General features: G+C 38.7%; 7 protein-coding genes and 1 tRNA gene. 5 read left to right on the top strand and 3 right to left on the bottom strand.

The window, feature by feature from the left end; all coding sequences use genetic code 11:
• Positions 1–393 precede the first annotated feature (393 nt).
• A complete protein-coding gene (gene pyk / locus GFK82_RS01925) occupies positions 394–1,836 on the bottom strand; it encodes a pyruvate kinase (protein ID WP_226811269.1) in 1,443 nt (480 codons plus the stop codon).
• Positions 1,837–3,070: 1,234 nt separating this feature from the next.
• Between pyk and zwf the strand changes: the two genes are divergently transcribed.
• Positions 3,071–4,546, top strand: a complete 1,476-nt coding sequence (gene zwf / locus GFK82_RS01920) for a glucose-6-phosphate dehydrogenase (protein ID WP_226811237.1) — start codon at positions 3,071–3,073, stop codon at positions 4,544–4,546.
• A gap of 240 nt (positions 4,547–4,786) precedes the next feature.
• On the opposite strand, the gene GFK82_RS01915 is transcribed toward zwf, so the two are convergent.
• Positions 4,787–4,876 (bottom strand) — tRNA-Ser (locus tag GFK82_RS01915).
• Between the two features lie 1,107 nt (positions 4,877–5,983).
• Here GFK82_RS01915 and eno point away from each other — a divergent pair.
• The 3 genes from eno (at position 5,984) to rep (ending at position 11,671) form a co-directional block, all read left to right on the top strand.
• A complete protein-coding gene (gene eno, locus GFK82_RS01910; RefSeq protein WP_226811235.1) occupies positions 5,984–7,285 on the top strand; it encodes a phosphopyruvate hydratase in 1,302 nt (433 codons plus the stop codon).
• A 140-nt stretch (positions 7,286–7,425) separates the two neighbouring features.
• The gene (queE, locus tag GFK82_RS01905; RefSeq protein ID WP_226811233.1) at positions 7,426–8,100 is read left to right on the top strand and encodes a 7-carboxy-7-deazaguanine synthase QueE; all 675 of its coding nucleotides are present in this window, start codon (positions 7,426–7,428) and stop codon (positions 8,098–8,100) included.
• 1,543 nt (positions 8,101–9,643) lie between these two features.
• A complete protein-coding gene (gene rep, locus GFK82_RS01900; protein WP_226811231.1) occupies positions 9,644–11,671 on the top strand; it encodes a DNA helicase Rep in 2,028 nt (675 codons plus the stop codon).
• A gap of 632 nt (positions 11,672–12,303) precedes the next feature.
• Here the strand turns inward: rep and argG are convergent.
• Positions 12,304–13,641, bottom strand: coding sequence for an argininosuccinate synthase (gene argG, locus GFK82_RS01895; RefSeq protein ID WP_226811229.1), 1,338 nt, complete (start codon positions 13,639–13,641; stop codon positions 12,304–12,306).
• Between the two features lie 1,338 nt (positions 13,642–14,979).
• On the opposite strand from argG, the gene cysK reads away from it, so the two are divergent.
• Positions 14,980–15,936: a cysteine synthase A gene (gene cysK, locus GFK82_RS01890; protein WP_226811228.1), complete on the top strand. Its 957-nt coding sequence runs from the start codon at positions 14,980–14,982 to the stop codon at positions 15,934–15,936.
• The last annotated feature ends 218 nt before the right edge of the window (positions 15,937–16,154 follow it).

Raw genomic sequence — 16,154 nt, 5'->3', positions numbered from 1 at the left:
GGAAAATGCTATTGATACCAAACAGATACGAGTGCCTGTGCTTGAAAATAAGAAAGCAGGAAAATAATTTACTAACGGCAATATTTTAGCGCCAAGTTTAAAATAGGGTATCGGATAAAAAATAAATTAATGTTAATTGCTTGTCTATATCTCCCTCTCACCAGCAAGAAAACGATTGGTGAAGAGTAACTTTCCACTCTACTTAACCCCCCCCTCTGCGTAGACAATTCTCGCAACTGTGGTTTCATGGTGTCTTATATGCATGTGAAGTTGAATCGCAATACTCAGTGTTGTCCTCTCTCGCTCACCTATATAAGACTCTGTCAAATCAATCTTCCTTAAGAGGGGATATATTCATCAGTATAGGCTATATAATTTACATGCTCTTTCCAGTCACTCTACTCGCAAGATACGACTGATATTGGTAGTGCCTGCTCTATCCATGACGTCGCCTTGGGTAATCACTACCAGATCTCCAGACATTAAAAAACCTTTATCGCGTAGTAAACTGGTAGTTTGAATCGCTGCCGTCACTCCTTCACCAGCGATCTCAAAAAATACCGGTGTCACACCGCGATAGAGAGCAGTTAGCTTTAGGGTATGCTCGTGACGAGAAAGAGCAAAGATTGGCAGACTCGAGCTGATACGGGACATCATAAGTGCAGTGCGGCCTGATTCCGTAATTGAGATGATTGCGCTAATCCCTTTCAGATGATTAGCGGCATACATTGCCGACATAGAAATAGCTTCTTCAATATTATCGAACTGAATGTTAAGCCGATGTTTTGAAACGTTAATACTGGGAATTTTCTCCGCTCCCAGACAGACACTAGCCATTGCGGCTACAGTTTCAGCAGGATACTTCCCCGCTGCGGTTTCAGCTGAAAGCATGACTGCATCAGTGCCGTCCAGCACCGCGTTAGCCACATCCATTACTTCAGCTCGAGTGGGCATTGGATTGGTAATCATTGATTCCATCATCTGTGTTGCAGTAATCACGGCGCGGTTAAGTGTACGAGCACGGCAGATCAGTTTCTTTTGTATCCCTACCAGTTCGGGATCTCCGATTTCTACACCTAAATCACCTCGAGCCACCATCACGACATCCGAGGCGAGAATAATATCGTCCATGGCTTCCTCGCTAGCTACAGCTTCGGCTCGCTCCACTTTTGAAACAATTTTGGCATGGCTACCCGCGTCACGAGCCAGTTGACGCGCGTAATTTAGATCCTCACCAGTACGGGGAAAAGAAACAGCAAGGTAATCAACACCGATTGCTGCGGCGGTAATGATATCGGCTTTATCTTTTTCAGTTAGAGCCTTAGCGGATAAACCACCTCCACGCTTATTAATGCCTTTGTTGTTAGACAGGGGGCCTCCTACCATGACTTGGGTATACACCCTAATACCCTGAACTTTTAGAACTTTAAGCTGTACGCGCCCATCGTCTAGCAGAAGGATATCATTGGGTATGACGTCATCTGGTAAGCCTTTATAGTCAATACCTACTCGTTCACGATCGCCTTCTCCACAACCTAACCATCCATCCAGTAAAAATTCTTCACCAACATTCAGAAAAATTTTTCCTTCTCGAAACGTCGAAACGCGAATTTTAGGTCCTTGTAAATCGCCGAGTATCGCTACATGATGGCCGAGACGGGCTGAGATTTCACGCACTTTTTGTGCACGTAGAAGATGTTCCTTTGCGCTTCCATGTGAAAAATTCAGGCGCACAACATTAGCGCCAGCAGCGATTACTTTTTCGAGATTATTATCGCGATCGGTAGCAGGGCCGAGCGTGGTGACAATTTTAGTTCTTCTTAGGCGTCTAGACATGCATAACTCCGTTGGCGTAGGCAATGGTGTTGTTGCAACAAAAAAGACTGCTCCGGTGAGTTGATAAACATTTAATCGGTTCTCGCGGAGAGTCATCCCTGTTGCTAAAAGCCTTCTCGCAGTAGCCAAGCCACCGGAGAAGGGGAAAAGATTTCCCTAGATGTCTTCGTTAAAATTATGGTTCTGTGTAATTAAGCGCGATTCTTTAAGGAATTATTAGTTTGTTTTACTTTATTCCGGCAGTGTCGCTTAAAGCTGATTTCCAACCTATGGATTTAAATTAACTTCGCGAGACCTAATGTTATCGGCATAACCACATCCTTATTTTTCTCACGTCTATCACTAGGCTTAATGAAGCCTCCTTATGGTAGTACACCAAGCACGATGAATTCATGCCGATAACCGTAGCATTATTATTTCAGAACGCTACCACTGATAGTTCTATCAAGTTTTTGTATTTCCAGGATGGAAATTAATACCATAGGATCATCTTCAGTAAAATTTATACAGCTGATTTCCTTTACGATACAATCTTTTTGACTTAACCAGGCAACGCCTGAAACAAACAACTTATTCATTGCATCATGCGCACTGCCGCTAACCCAAAAAGGCAATCCTCTATTTTTGTATCAAGAACGCTAGTAAAGCCATCTCAAATTTTCTAACGTCTTTTAGACTTGGAATACCAAACTACAAGAGTTTATAAGTATTAGAAGCGACACGCTAATCTGCATTGATATTATAATTGATATACGGTTGTTTATTCATCAGACTCTGCGCAAATATAATTTAAAACCTGGAGATCCCTTTTATCCAAAATGCCAGTAAAAACTATTTACGGTTAATCCACTAACATTAGCTATTCGGGCAAGGATGGTGATGCTGACATGTATAGCACTTTGGAGAGAGAGCAGGATGATTTCCACAACGTTACGTATGGATTTTGCCAATTTCACAAAAAGAAAAAATATCACTGATATAATCAAATCATACTCTGAGTTGGTAGTAAAAGGCAGAAAAACTAATAAGCCCCTTGACCTTTTTCCCAAGGTCAAGTCAGTATCTAACTTTTAAAGCAGTAAAACAACCACAATATTATTAATAAATTACATGATTACAAATAAATTTAAGTATAATACCTCTTGAGAATTAGATGCTCATATTATATGTGACAATTAAATCGACAACACTCACACTATGTAAAAAAATACAAACTCTACACCAGGAGAAGAATATGTCGAAAACATCTATACTCCCGCCCTGTGATCTAGTTATTTTTGGCGCGAAAGGCGATCTAGCGAGGCGAAAATTATTGCCCTCGTTATATCAGCTAGAAAAGGCAGGTTCACTTCACCCAGATACCCGAATTATTGGCGTGGGTCGTATAGCCTGGGACATGCATACTTATACCAAAGTTGTGCATGAAGCTTTAGAAACCTTCATGAATGAGCCTATTGAAGATAAAGTCTGGAACACCTTAAGCGCCCGACTAGATTTCTCTAATTTAGATGTTAACGAGAGTAAGAATTTTAGTCGAATAGGTGAAAAATTAAATCAGCAGACAAGGATAACAGTCAATTACTTTGCCGTGCCTCCTACAACTTTTGGAGCAATCTGTAAGGGTCTAGGTGAAGCCGGTTTAAATCGGGAACCAAGCCGGGTGGTCATGGAAAAACCGCTAGGAACTAATCTAGCTTCTTCAAAGATAATCAACGATCAGGTCGCTGAATACTTTAACGAGAGCCAGGTTTATCGTATTGACCATTATTTAGGCAAAGAAACCGTGTTAAATTTATTGGCATTACGTTTTGCTAATTCTCTTTTTGTCTCAAATTGGGATAATCGCACCATCGATCATGTTCAAATTACAGTTGCCGAAGAGGTCGGCATTGAAAACCGGTGGGGTTATTTTGATAAAGCTGGCCAAATGCGTGACATGATTCAAAGCCATCTTTTACAAATTCTAACCATGATAGCCATGTCCCCTCCCTCGGATCTCACTACTGATCGTATCCGTGATGAAAAAGTAAAAGTGTTGCGTTCACTACGTCTTATAGATCGTAACAACGTGCATGATACTACTGTTCGTGGGCAATATACGAGCGGATTTATTCAGGGGGTAAAAGTACCTGGTTACTTAGAAGAAGAGGGCGCAAATAAGAATAGCCAAACAGAAACTTTCGTATCCCTCCGCGTTGATATTGATAACTGGCGATGGGCAGGCGTACCGTTTTATCTACGTACTGGAAAGCGTTTACCAACTAAATGCTCTGAAGTAGTAGTTTTTTTTAAAAAACCGGCACTGAATCTATTTCGTAATTCCTATCAGGAATTACCACAGAATAAATTGACTATACGTTTACAGCCGGATGAAGGAATGGATATTCAAATTTTAAATAAGGTACCAGGTTTGGATCATAAACATCGTCTACAGACTACGAAATTAGATCTGAGCTTTAGTGAAACTTTTAATCAGGCGCATCTTTCCGACGCTTATGAACGGTTGCTGTTAGAAACCATGCGTGGCATTCAAGCGCTATTTGTTCGCCGTGACGAAGTAGAAGAGGCATGGAAATGGGTCGATTCAATTATAGAAGCATGGTCATCAGACCATGCCGCTCCCAAACCTTATCCATCGGGCACCTGGGGACCAGTAGCATCTGGCACGATGATTACTCGTGATGGACGTTCATGGAATGAGTTTGCATGATTCCTACCGTAATAGATTCAGACTGCTTTCATCTAAGAAAGCTTGAATCTATAAAATATTCTATCGCTGATCTAGAAATCCCTTTTCAGGACTTTCAAAAAATAATATATGTACGATTTCTCTATGATCTGCTTATATGGATATAGTATCGTCTAATATGATACTATATCCATCTCAAAATATTAAAAAAAACAATATTAACTTCATTGGAGTGATAATAAAAAAAACTGGTCATCATCCTGGCGGTGAGAGAGGGATTCGAACCCTCGATACACTTACGCGTATACACGCTTTCCAAGCGTGCTCCTTTAACCACTCGGTCACCTCACCATCAACTAGTTTATCACTCAAACAGAATAATTATAAAAAATTAAGTTTTTATAGTCAAGCATAATCTTCGAAATTAATGCTAATTACTCAAGGTATGGGGGGATGATTTCGTAATGGTTATCATAAACACAATAGCATGCATTGAATAATAATGGATCATCCCCTATTTAAAGTCTTACTGAAATTTGTTATAGCATCCTGAGATGATGGTTTGTTTTTATCAAAAATTCATTTTTGATCATATCACTCACACAAACAGGAAGACTTCTAGAATAGAAGCATGTGCTAAATTAATAAGAATTGTACTTTACATAGCGATCATAGTTTAGTGGTATTCATCGGAGTATTTTCCTATGTATTTTAGATATGTCACGCAATTAAAGATAAATTGGTATCAGAGAAAACAAAACAGAAAAGTAGTACGCAACACATAAACTTGCTCTTAGCCAAGATGATATAAAAAGTAAGTTATGTAGCCATATAAGCTGAATTTTGATAATGTTCAGTATTGGTTATACGCTTAAAATAAGAGAAAAGAGTGAACTTTATTCTTATCTTTTAAAACCGAGAAGACCTAAACGCTATAGCTCTGATGCATACTGTTAGTAAATTTAAATTGTTTTTTAGTATGGAAGGTTATATGGCCCATGTATCAGGTTCTGTTTGATAGAACTGAACATATGGAAAATATATACCTAATGAATCCATCATGATTGCCTTTAATACAGATACGTGAATCAAACCTCTTGCTCCTAAAATCATCTCTTTAAGGATAAGAATCCTAAATAATATTTAATCATTTATCATTATCAAGAAATTTAAGTGAAGACAGTCAGAATATATTGACGGGGAAGACTCATCAGGTAAGGATAAAGCCAAAAGAAATTATTTAACACATGACTTCATCCGTGTTTTATTATTAGTCAGTTTCATCTGACGCTCACCTTCTAGCCGATGGTGAAAGCACGCATTATTTATGATTCTTTATAAGAGCTTTCTGAAAATATGAATAATCGTAAAAGCAATAAAAAATTAGAGATCGGCCGGTTTTCTAGAAAACCTTCATATGCTGAGATTTCGATCGTATCAAAGGAAAAGGAAACATGAATGTCTAAAATTACAAAAGTCATTGGACGTGAAATTATAGATTCTCGTGGCAATCCCACTGTAGAAGCAGAAGTCCACCTAGAAGGTGGATTTGTTGGTCTGGCTGCTACACCATCTGGCGCCTCGATAGGCTCATATGAAGCGCTAGAGCTCCGTGATGGAGATAAGTCTCGTTTTTTAGGAAAAGGCGTGACTAAGGCAGTTGATGCAGTCAATGGCCCTATTGCCCGAGGCCTCATGGATAAAGATGCTAAAGATCAGGTAACCCTAGATCAAATCATGATTGACCTAGATGGTACAAAAAACAAATCTAAATTTGGTGCAAACGCTATCTTAGCAGTCTCATTAGCTGCCGCTAAAGCTGGTGCAGCAGCAAAGGGAATTCCGCTATATTCGCATATAGCGGAGCTAAATAGTACTCCAGGTAAATTCTCCATGCCGTTACCGATGATGAATATCATCAATGGTGGTAAACACGCTGATAATAATATTGATTTCCAGGAATTCATGATTCAACCGGTGTCCGCGCGAAACATGAAAGAAGCAATCCGTATGGGATCTGAAGTGTTTCATCATTTATCGGATGTATTAAAAATGAACGGAATGAATACCTCGGTAGGCGATGAAGGTGGCTATGCCCCGAACCTGAAATCCAACAGCGATACCCTAGCCATTATCCAAGAAGCGGTTGAGAAAGCTGGTTATATGCTCGGTAAAGACATTACTTTAGCCATAGACTGCGCAGCTTCTGAATTTTTTGAAGCATCTAGCGGAGACTATAACCTGAAAGGAGAACGAAAACGATTTACCTCTCAATTACTTACTCATTATCTTGAAAATCTTACCCAGCAGTATCCGATCGTTTCTATCGAGGATGGGCTCAACGAGGAGGACTGGGCTGGTTTTGCTTATCAAACAAAAATACTGGGCGACAAAATCCAGTTAGTGGGAGATGATCTCTTTGTAACCAATACTAAGTTACTAAAAAAAGGTATTGAGAAAAAGATTGCTAACTCAATTCTTATTAAATTCAACCAGATTGGTTCTTTAACTGAAACACTAGCAGCAATAAAAATGGCTAAGGATGCCGGCTATACTACCATTATTTCTCACCGCTCCGGAGAAACCGAAGATGCAACAATCGCTGACTTAGCGGTAGGAGTAGCAGCTGGACAGATTAAAACTGGTTCAATGAGCCGTTCGGACCGTGTAGCTAAATATAATCAGCTAATTCGTATTGAAGAAGCGCTAGGCGCACGCGCACCATTCAACGGTTTACGTGAAGTCAAAGGGCAAGTGTAAACCTAGGTGCGACGCTGTCACTAACTAGTTTCGTATTTCTCGAAAAAACTGAAATCATTCGAGCCAACTGCAGTTCCCATGGCTGTTCCATCGGGAAATAACACGTAAGTTTTATCCGAACCTGTCATCATGAGATTTATATGCGGTACTACCCACTTAATGAGATTTTCCAGACACTCCAGGGTGAAGGCCATTTCAGCGGCATGCCGGCGATATTTATTCGTCTGCAGGGATGTCCTGTAGGATGCAGCTGGTGTGATACTAAACATACCTGGGAAAAGGCCCCAATTAATCAAGTCCACAGGGAGGCAATACTACTAAAAAACGCCGCTAGCAGTTGCTGGGCTAACCTTAAGGAGGAAGAGATTATCGAGATGATCCTGAAGCAAGCCTGGACTGCAAGGCATGTAGTAATAACTGGAGGAGAGCCTTGTTTATATAATCTTATGCCGTTAACTGATACACTAGAACTATGCGGATTTACATGTCAAATTGAAACAAGTGGTACTCAAACTGTTCAGTGCACACTGAAAACCTGGGTGACGTTGTCACCCAAGATTAACATGCGAGGCGGACTACCTCTACTAACCCAGGCGCTAAGCCGTAGTGATGAAATCAAGTATCCCGTATCTCGGCAACGCGATATTGATGAACTGGATACACTACTTCAATCTATAAAAGATGAAAAAAAACGGATTATTGCACTACAGCCAGTAAACAGGAAAGAAATAGCCACCCGCTTATGTATCGCAACATGCATCGCCCGAAATTGGCGATTTTCGATGCAAATGCATAAATATCTTAACATTGTTTGAGTCGTTCTGCTGCTTTATGGTCGAAAATAAAACTTCAAAACCCAGTAATACCGGGGACTCCCCGGTATTATAGTCGTTATAATCAGTAAATCGTGCTAATTTAATAAACGTGATTTTTATTACTACCCAAGGATCACAAGATTGCTTTTACTATATATTGTTTAATAATTGTAAATTCAATTTTAGTAATAAATCGATTGCCTTCTGCTAATGTAAACTAATTAATGATACTCCATATCAAAGATATGATACAGAACAATAAGATACTTCTCTTAGTCAAAGAGAAACCAGATATAACAGTTGTGTCTTCAGCTCACGTTCTGTAAGGAGAGGAACACAGGTATCTCTTTTAACATAGAGACTCCCTTCTTAATCTCAATGCTGTTGTCGAAATTCATTCTATTCTCTACAAACTTTAGGTTATATTCATATAAATAAACTATAGTTCACTCGTTTTTAAACAGATAACAACTATAGCGATAACTTAGCCATGTATTTATCGCTGAAAATGATGAGAAGATTTGCACTTGCCATAAGTGCATTTAAACTAACATATTGATTAAAAATACAATCCATACACATATCTTCATTTTTAGCGTTTTTCCACTCGCTTTTTATCATTGCTTAGCATCAGATATTTTTGTTATGACATTAGTAGTAGAAAAATACTGTCTATCTATTTTACATAGGACACTATAGCCTTAGCTATAGTTACTATACCCCGAATTATTAAAATTAATATTATTGATTGATACTTTTCTCAAGTATTTAATCGGTATGTGTCTGTAAATCTTTTATAAAAGGAAAGAATATTAACGTGAAGGGGGATCTAGAAATCTGTAAAAAATAGTGTGGACATGCTATCTGATTCATATCGCGTAACATTTTCATATATGCATCAATAACTCATAGCTATATATCGGGATATGCTCTTTGCAATTACACAAGTAGTACTGTAACATTGAGACTAATAGTGCTATTTTTAGAAGATGTTATACGTCTTCAGGTAAACAAATAAGTCTATCACTAGTAGATAGCATATTTTTATAACTTTTATGTTTTTTATGTGTTTTCGACCATTATTTGTCTCTTTATCTTCATTGGGTCTAAAAAACGTTATCTCTAATGTACATATAGATAAAGCCATCTTCTTAATGTCACAGACAAACAACAAAAAAAACACTTATGCGCAAGAATAGATTTATATACAGAAAAAGTATCAGGATCCGGCAGAATAAGGGGGGGAGTCTATATGAAACAAGATAGATAAAACCCACTTTCTTATTAAGGAAACTGATCAAACAACACTCTATGAAAAACAGCTGCTCTCCTAGAGCAGTCGTGGTGTTGTTACTTAAAAAAGTCAAAAGGTCGAGGGAAAAATAATACGTAAGGCTCTTACGAGGTTATTTAACCCTATGACAGAAACAGTAATATTTATGTATACTAATCTCTAACCCAAGCATTCTTGAGATTAACCTTGGCACTACTTTCTCCTGCAATCATCTTCTTTTCTCATTGCTCTTTTATCCGGGAATTACTTATGCACCTTAATCCGAGTCAACAGAAAGCCGTCGAATGTGTTACCGGACCCTGCCTGGTGCTGGCCGGGGCTGGTGCGGGTAAGACCCGGGTGATCACAAATAAAATTGCTTATTTAATTCGCCACTGTGGTTATCAACCGTGCCATATTGCGGCGGTTACGTTTACTAATAAAGCCTCGCGTGAAATGAAAGCACGAGTAATACACACATTAGGTCAAAATGAGGCGCGTGGATTAACCGTCGCCACATTCCATACTCTTGGATTAGCAATTATTCAGCGAGAATATAAAGCAATTGGTATAAAGGAGAAATTTTCCCTATTTGATGAGGAAGATCAGTTAGCACTACTTAAAGAACTTACTGAACCATGGCTGAAAGGAGATAAAGATTTACTAAACGAGGTTATCTCCACCATTTCCAAATGGAAAAATGATCTGTTCTTACCGGCACAAGCGGAGGCAGCTAGCCATTCGGAGAAGGATAAACTTTTCGCTCACTTTTATAGGCTTTATAACAATCATTTGATTGCCTGTAATATTCTTGATTTTGATGATTTAATTCTGCGCCCTACCAAACTGTTACAACATGATAATACCATTCGCGAATTCTGGCAAAACCAGCTTCGCTATCTGTTGGTGGATGAATATCAAGATACAAATACTAGTCAGTATGAATTGATAAAGCTGCTGGTTGGGTTAACCGGCTGTTTTACTGTGGTGGGCGATGAAGACCAGTCCATTTACTCCTGGCGTGGCGCTCAGCCAAGAAATTTAGCACTTCTCCAGAAAGATTTTGCATCTCTTATGGTGATCAAGTTGGAACAGAATTACCGCTCTACTGAGCGAATTCTAAATGCTGCAAATGCGCTCATTGCTAATAATTCTCATATTTTTGAAAAAAAACTGTTTTCTAAAATGGATCATGGCGAACCTCTAAAGGTTATCACCGCTAATAATGAAATTCATGAAACCGAACGAGTCGTGGGATCGCTAATTACCCATCAATTTCTTAAAAAGACTTCCTATAGTGATTACGCTATTCTGTATCGCAACAATTACCAATCAGGACTATTTGAAAAGATGCTTATACAAAACCGTATTCCTTATCGAATTTCCGGGGGAAAATCGCTTTGTTCACGCCCAGAGATTAAGGTGATTCTCGCCTATCTACGCATCCTCACCAACCCTGATGACGATAGTGCATTTTTACGGGTAGTAAATCACCCTCGCCGAGAGATCGGTACAGCACTTCTAGCGAAATTAGGTGCCTGGGCAACACACCGGGAAAAGAGTCTATTCACAGCTAGTTTCGATCTTGGGCTAGAGCAAACGTTAAGCGGGAGGGGGCTTAAATCACTACAACAGTTTACCCAATGGCTCAAGTGTCTCGCGCATCAGGCTGAGCAGGAACCGCTAATAGTAGTTCGAAAACTTATCGAAGATATTGACTATAATAAATGGTTATATCAGAGTTCTCGCAGTATTAAAGCGGCAGAAATTCGGATAAAAAATGTAAATACTCTATACTGTTGGATAACCGAAATGCTTACTGGAACCCATCTGAATGAGGCGATGACCCTAGAACAGGTAGTGACTCATTTTACTCTTCGCGATATGATAGAGCATCATGCGAGCAAAGAAGACTTAAATCAAGTGCAATTAATGACGTTACATGCTTCTAAGGGATTAGAATTCTCTTATGTATTCTTAGTCGGTATGGAGGAAGGGATCTTACCGCATCAAAATAGTATCGCAGATAATAATATTGAAGAAGAACGCCGTTTAGCCTATGTTGGTATAACCCGTTCTAAAAAAGAGTTAACCTTTACCCTGTGCCGTGAAAGGCGTCAATATGGTGCATTAGTTAAACCAGAACCAAGCCGTTTCTTACGGGAGCTACCACAAAATGATTTACACTGGGAGCAAGTCGGTAAATCGGTCAGCGCCGAGGATAAGATGAACCACGGTCTTAGTCATCTAGCGAAGCTTCGTGCCCAACTGGCAAAACACGCAGAGTTAATTGAGTAGTGCTGAGATCACCATTATTAGTATTGATGAGTAATTTATACAGATACTATCGAAGTAGTTTTAATTATATATTTGATGTATTCTAGTCAATGCGAGAGGACGGTAGGTAGAATACCTTCATAATAGCACTGCTGTTTATAACTTCGTTAAATTAATATATAAAACAATATTATGACTTTTTATAAAAGTCAGAGTATGCATAAGTCGTTATACAAACTATATCTCTCATCAAATACTTTCCAATACACTCGTCATTTCTCCATTTAATAAAGCAAAGATAGCCATAAGTAAGAAAATAGAAAAGAGTAAGGCTTATGAAAAACAGATAGCTTTAGATATAGTGATTAATGCATCCCGTTTTATATTAGAAAAAAAAGGTTACTCAAGAGCTTTCTCTTTATACTAGTGCACAGTAAATAATTTTATCACTACTTAACATAAAAATAGGATACAAGATCGATGGATGTATTATAGTGCATCTGATATCTCTATTTGGTTTTAGTAAGATTTACTTCATCACAAGGAAAGCGAAGCCATCCCCCGAAACTCGGAAGAGGGGGATAATTTTAAAAAAAATATTCAACCCAACTACCGCATAGCTCGGTACTAAGAGTACGCTGTTTACGCCAGGATTAATTAGTGTGCTTGTCCTCAAGCTGAGGTAAGCCACTGTTGTCGGTCACTAAAAGCAATCCATTATTAATATAATGCGTTAGCTTAACGCGGGTATCCATGATGTCTAGGTTTCGCATGGTGAGTTGACCGATACGATCTTCCGCTGAGAAAGTTGACTTACCTCTCTCCATCGTAAGACGCTCTCTTATATAGGTTAAATTCTCAGAAACTGTATTTAAAATAGAGTAATCATTACCGCGACGTAATTCAAGTGTTACCTCTCCGCTGATTTCGCTGGCAATCCAGCGCTGAGTCGCGTCACGTAACATGAATGCCTGCGGGTCAAACCAGCGCCCCTGATATAGTAAACGGCCTAGATGATAACCATTTTCATGATACTGATTTATAGTATCTTCATTATGAATCCCTGTCATTAGACGTTCGTAACCAATATGTAATAATGCCATGCCGGGAGCTTCATAGATACCTCGGCTTTTGGCCTCGATCATACGGTTTTCAATCTGGTCGCTCATACCCAACCCGTGACGACCACCGATACGATTAGCCTCTAATAGCAGGGAGACCTGATCAACAAATCTCCTCCCGTTAATTGCCACTGGAAAACCTCGCTCAAAGCGTAAGGTTACATCTTCTGCCAAGATGCGTATATTTTCATCCCAAAATTTCACACCCATAATTGGGTTGACGATCTTCATGCTAGAGTTAAGATGCTCTAGTGCTTTTGCTTCATGAGTAGCACCGAGAATATTAGAATCACTTGAGTAAGCTTGCTCAGCTGAGAGCTTATAATCAAAACCAGCGTCGATCATAAATTTTGACATCTCATAGCGGCCGCCTAGTTCATTGATAAAGCTCTTATCTAGCCAAGGCTTGTAAATTTTCAGCTTAGCATTAGCCAATAAGCCATAACGATAAAAACGCTCAATATCGTTACCTTTATAAGTACTGCCATCACCCCAGATGTTGACATCATCCTCTTTCATCGCAGTCACCAACATGGTTCCGGTTATAGCTCGCCCCAGAGGAGTTGTATTAAAATAAGTCATTCCAGCAGTTCTATTATGAAATGCACCACATTGAAGAGCAACTAAGCCTTCTGCCACTAACTGTTTTCGGCAGTCGATCAGACGAGCTTTTTCTGCGCCATAGGTAAGCGCTTTTCGTGGAATAGCGTCATAATCATCCTCATCTGGTTGGCCAAGATTCGCAGTGTAGGCATAAGGAAACACCCCTTTTTGCCGCATCCATATTAATGCGGCGCTGGTATCTAAGCCTCCAGAAAAAGCAATACCCACACGTTGATTGATTGGTATATGTTTAAGAATTGTATCCATTAATATGCACCCTATAAAAGAAAATAAGAATAACAGGTCCACTCACCTATCTCGGCAACTTTTTGATGGATCGTTTTAAGGAAACGTGACACGGAGAGCCACTCTAACCTTCTCCGATATACTAGTATACAACATCATAGTTTGCATAGGACTGGCCTCAAAGTTAGAGCGATATCTTAGAAAAGTAACGAACATACCTCTATTTCAAACAAATAGTTATATAATTATATAAGAGTTATTTATAAACAAAAAACGCAATTAGATACAAAATCATAGTTATGTTTTCCACTCTTTATCAATAATGTTTTTCATCTTTCGAAAACCATTTTGGTTTTTTTGGTGACCACCCCTTTGTCTTACTATTAAGAAGTATTGAGCAATCAGGACCACGTCCTGGACCACAACTTGATCCTCGTTAAGTTTAGACAAACGTATACGCAGAAGGAGCAGGGGGTATATGGATAAAATCCAGTAGACAATACTAAGAGCCTTAAAAAAAACGCTTTTCAAGCACCTGGAAGATTATCTGCATGTTGATATGAATATGGATCTATATCTAAACAGTCTTTTAAACATTCTCAACACAAGTACACAGCACATGTTTTAGTGAGCATAAATTAAGAGATCAAATCGGTTTTTCTCCATTTATGCCAAAGCTAGATTATACTTACTGCATCATAATCCTTACCTGATTTTCATGAGGATACTTTAACAAAGAAGATGCATTCTACATTCTAATATAAACTGTAGGTACGAAATTCATCATTATTCTTTTAGAGTAATGATTTAAATCAGATGGAAGCATCTGTAACTTCTTCTGCAACAGAATACAGTTTTAACTATTAATTGAAACATATTTAATCCTAATAAAACAGGTAAATGTTAAGCAATTACTTAGTTGTGTTTTACAAACAAAAATTGATCAAGTTTTCAATTTCGGATATTTGATGATATCTTTTTTAAATTTACTAACTCTACTGTAAATCTAGTGCTGCAATCTAATTAATATTGATTTTCTCAGGTACTACACTTGTCATTTTCCTCGCCTAGCTTTGGATTTCTGAAATCTATTTAATGAATTTATAATTAATACATCACTATAAAAAATAGTGGCTTAGTAATAATAGTTACTATCTAGAAACTAAAATTTTGAGGGAGTTTTCAATCAAGACTTCGGAAGTCATACAGACAACAAAAAATAAAGTACTAACATCTTATGTATTAAACTTTCATGGATTTATAATATATGCATATAACTCTATTAATTTCTCTATGATGATGAAATAAAATGATGTTTTTTAAATCTCTTTCTTTCGAATTCAAATAATCGGAAATATTATGAGCAAAATTTATGAAGATAATTCACAGACTATCGGACACACCCCGCTAGTTCGTTTAAACCGTATTGGTAATGGCCGCATTTTAGCGAAGGTGGAATCCCGTAATCCTAGTTTCAGTGTAAAATGCCGAATTGGTGCCAATATGATTTGGGATGCGGAAAAACGTGGAGTCCTAACGCCTGGAGTAGAGCTTGTGGAACCGACCAGTGGTAATACGGGAATTGCATTAGCCTATGTGGCGACAGCTCGTGGCTACAAGCTAACGCTAACGATGCCTGACACAATGAGCAGTGAGCGGCGTAAGCTCATGAAGGCGCTAGGTGCTAATCTAGTATTAACTGATGGTATAAAAGGAATGAAAGAGGCTATAGCTAAAGCGGAGGAAATTGTTGAAACTGATTCCGATCGATTCTTGATGCTAAAACAGTTTAGTAATCCAGCCAACCCAGCAATCCATGAAAAAACTACTGGCCCAGAAATTTGGCAAGATACTGACGGAAAGTTAGATGTATTTATTGCTGGCGTAGGCACGGGCGGTACCATTACGGGTGTAAGTCGTTATTTAAAACACACTCGGGGGAAAAATGTGTTTATAGTTGCGGTGGAGCCAAGTGCCTCTCCAGTTATCACACAGACTCTAGCTGGTGATATAATCAAGGCAGGTTTACATCAAATCCAGGGAATCGGGGCAGGTTTTGTTCCTGAAAATTTAGATCTAACTCTTATTGATCGGGTAGAGCGAATTACTAATAATGAAGCGATTATTACTGCGCGCCGATTGATGGAAGAAGAAGGCATCCTAGCCGGAATTTCCTCTGGCGCCGCCCTCGCGGCGGCGCTGAAATTACAAGAAGAGAAAGACTTTGCTAACAAGAACATTGTGGTAATACTACCCTCTTCCGGCGAGCGATATCTTAGTACTGTGCTATTTTCTAACTCTATTGACTTTGCCTAAATCATCAGCATACCTACTATAGTCATTTTTGTGGACTTGATCATATTTCTAACCTATCGCGAATTGATTTTATTGGTCCCGTCTTGTATTTAAGTGAATACTTAATCCCAAGCATAAAATTAATCATACTGCTTATTATAATGATAAATCAATATATATACGAGTCTGAAGACTCTCCATAAACCGTGAAAGAATTGTCAATACCAAAAGAATTTTTT

It is taken from the genome of Candidatus Steffania adelgidicola (assembly GCF_020541225.1).
Taxonomy (GTDB): Bacteria; Pseudomonadota; Gammaproteobacteria; order Enterobacterales; family Enterobacteriaceae; genus Steffania; species Steffania adelgidicola.
Note: the sequence above shows the minus strand (reverse complement) of the source record. Positions and strands in the feature narration are given on the sequence as shown.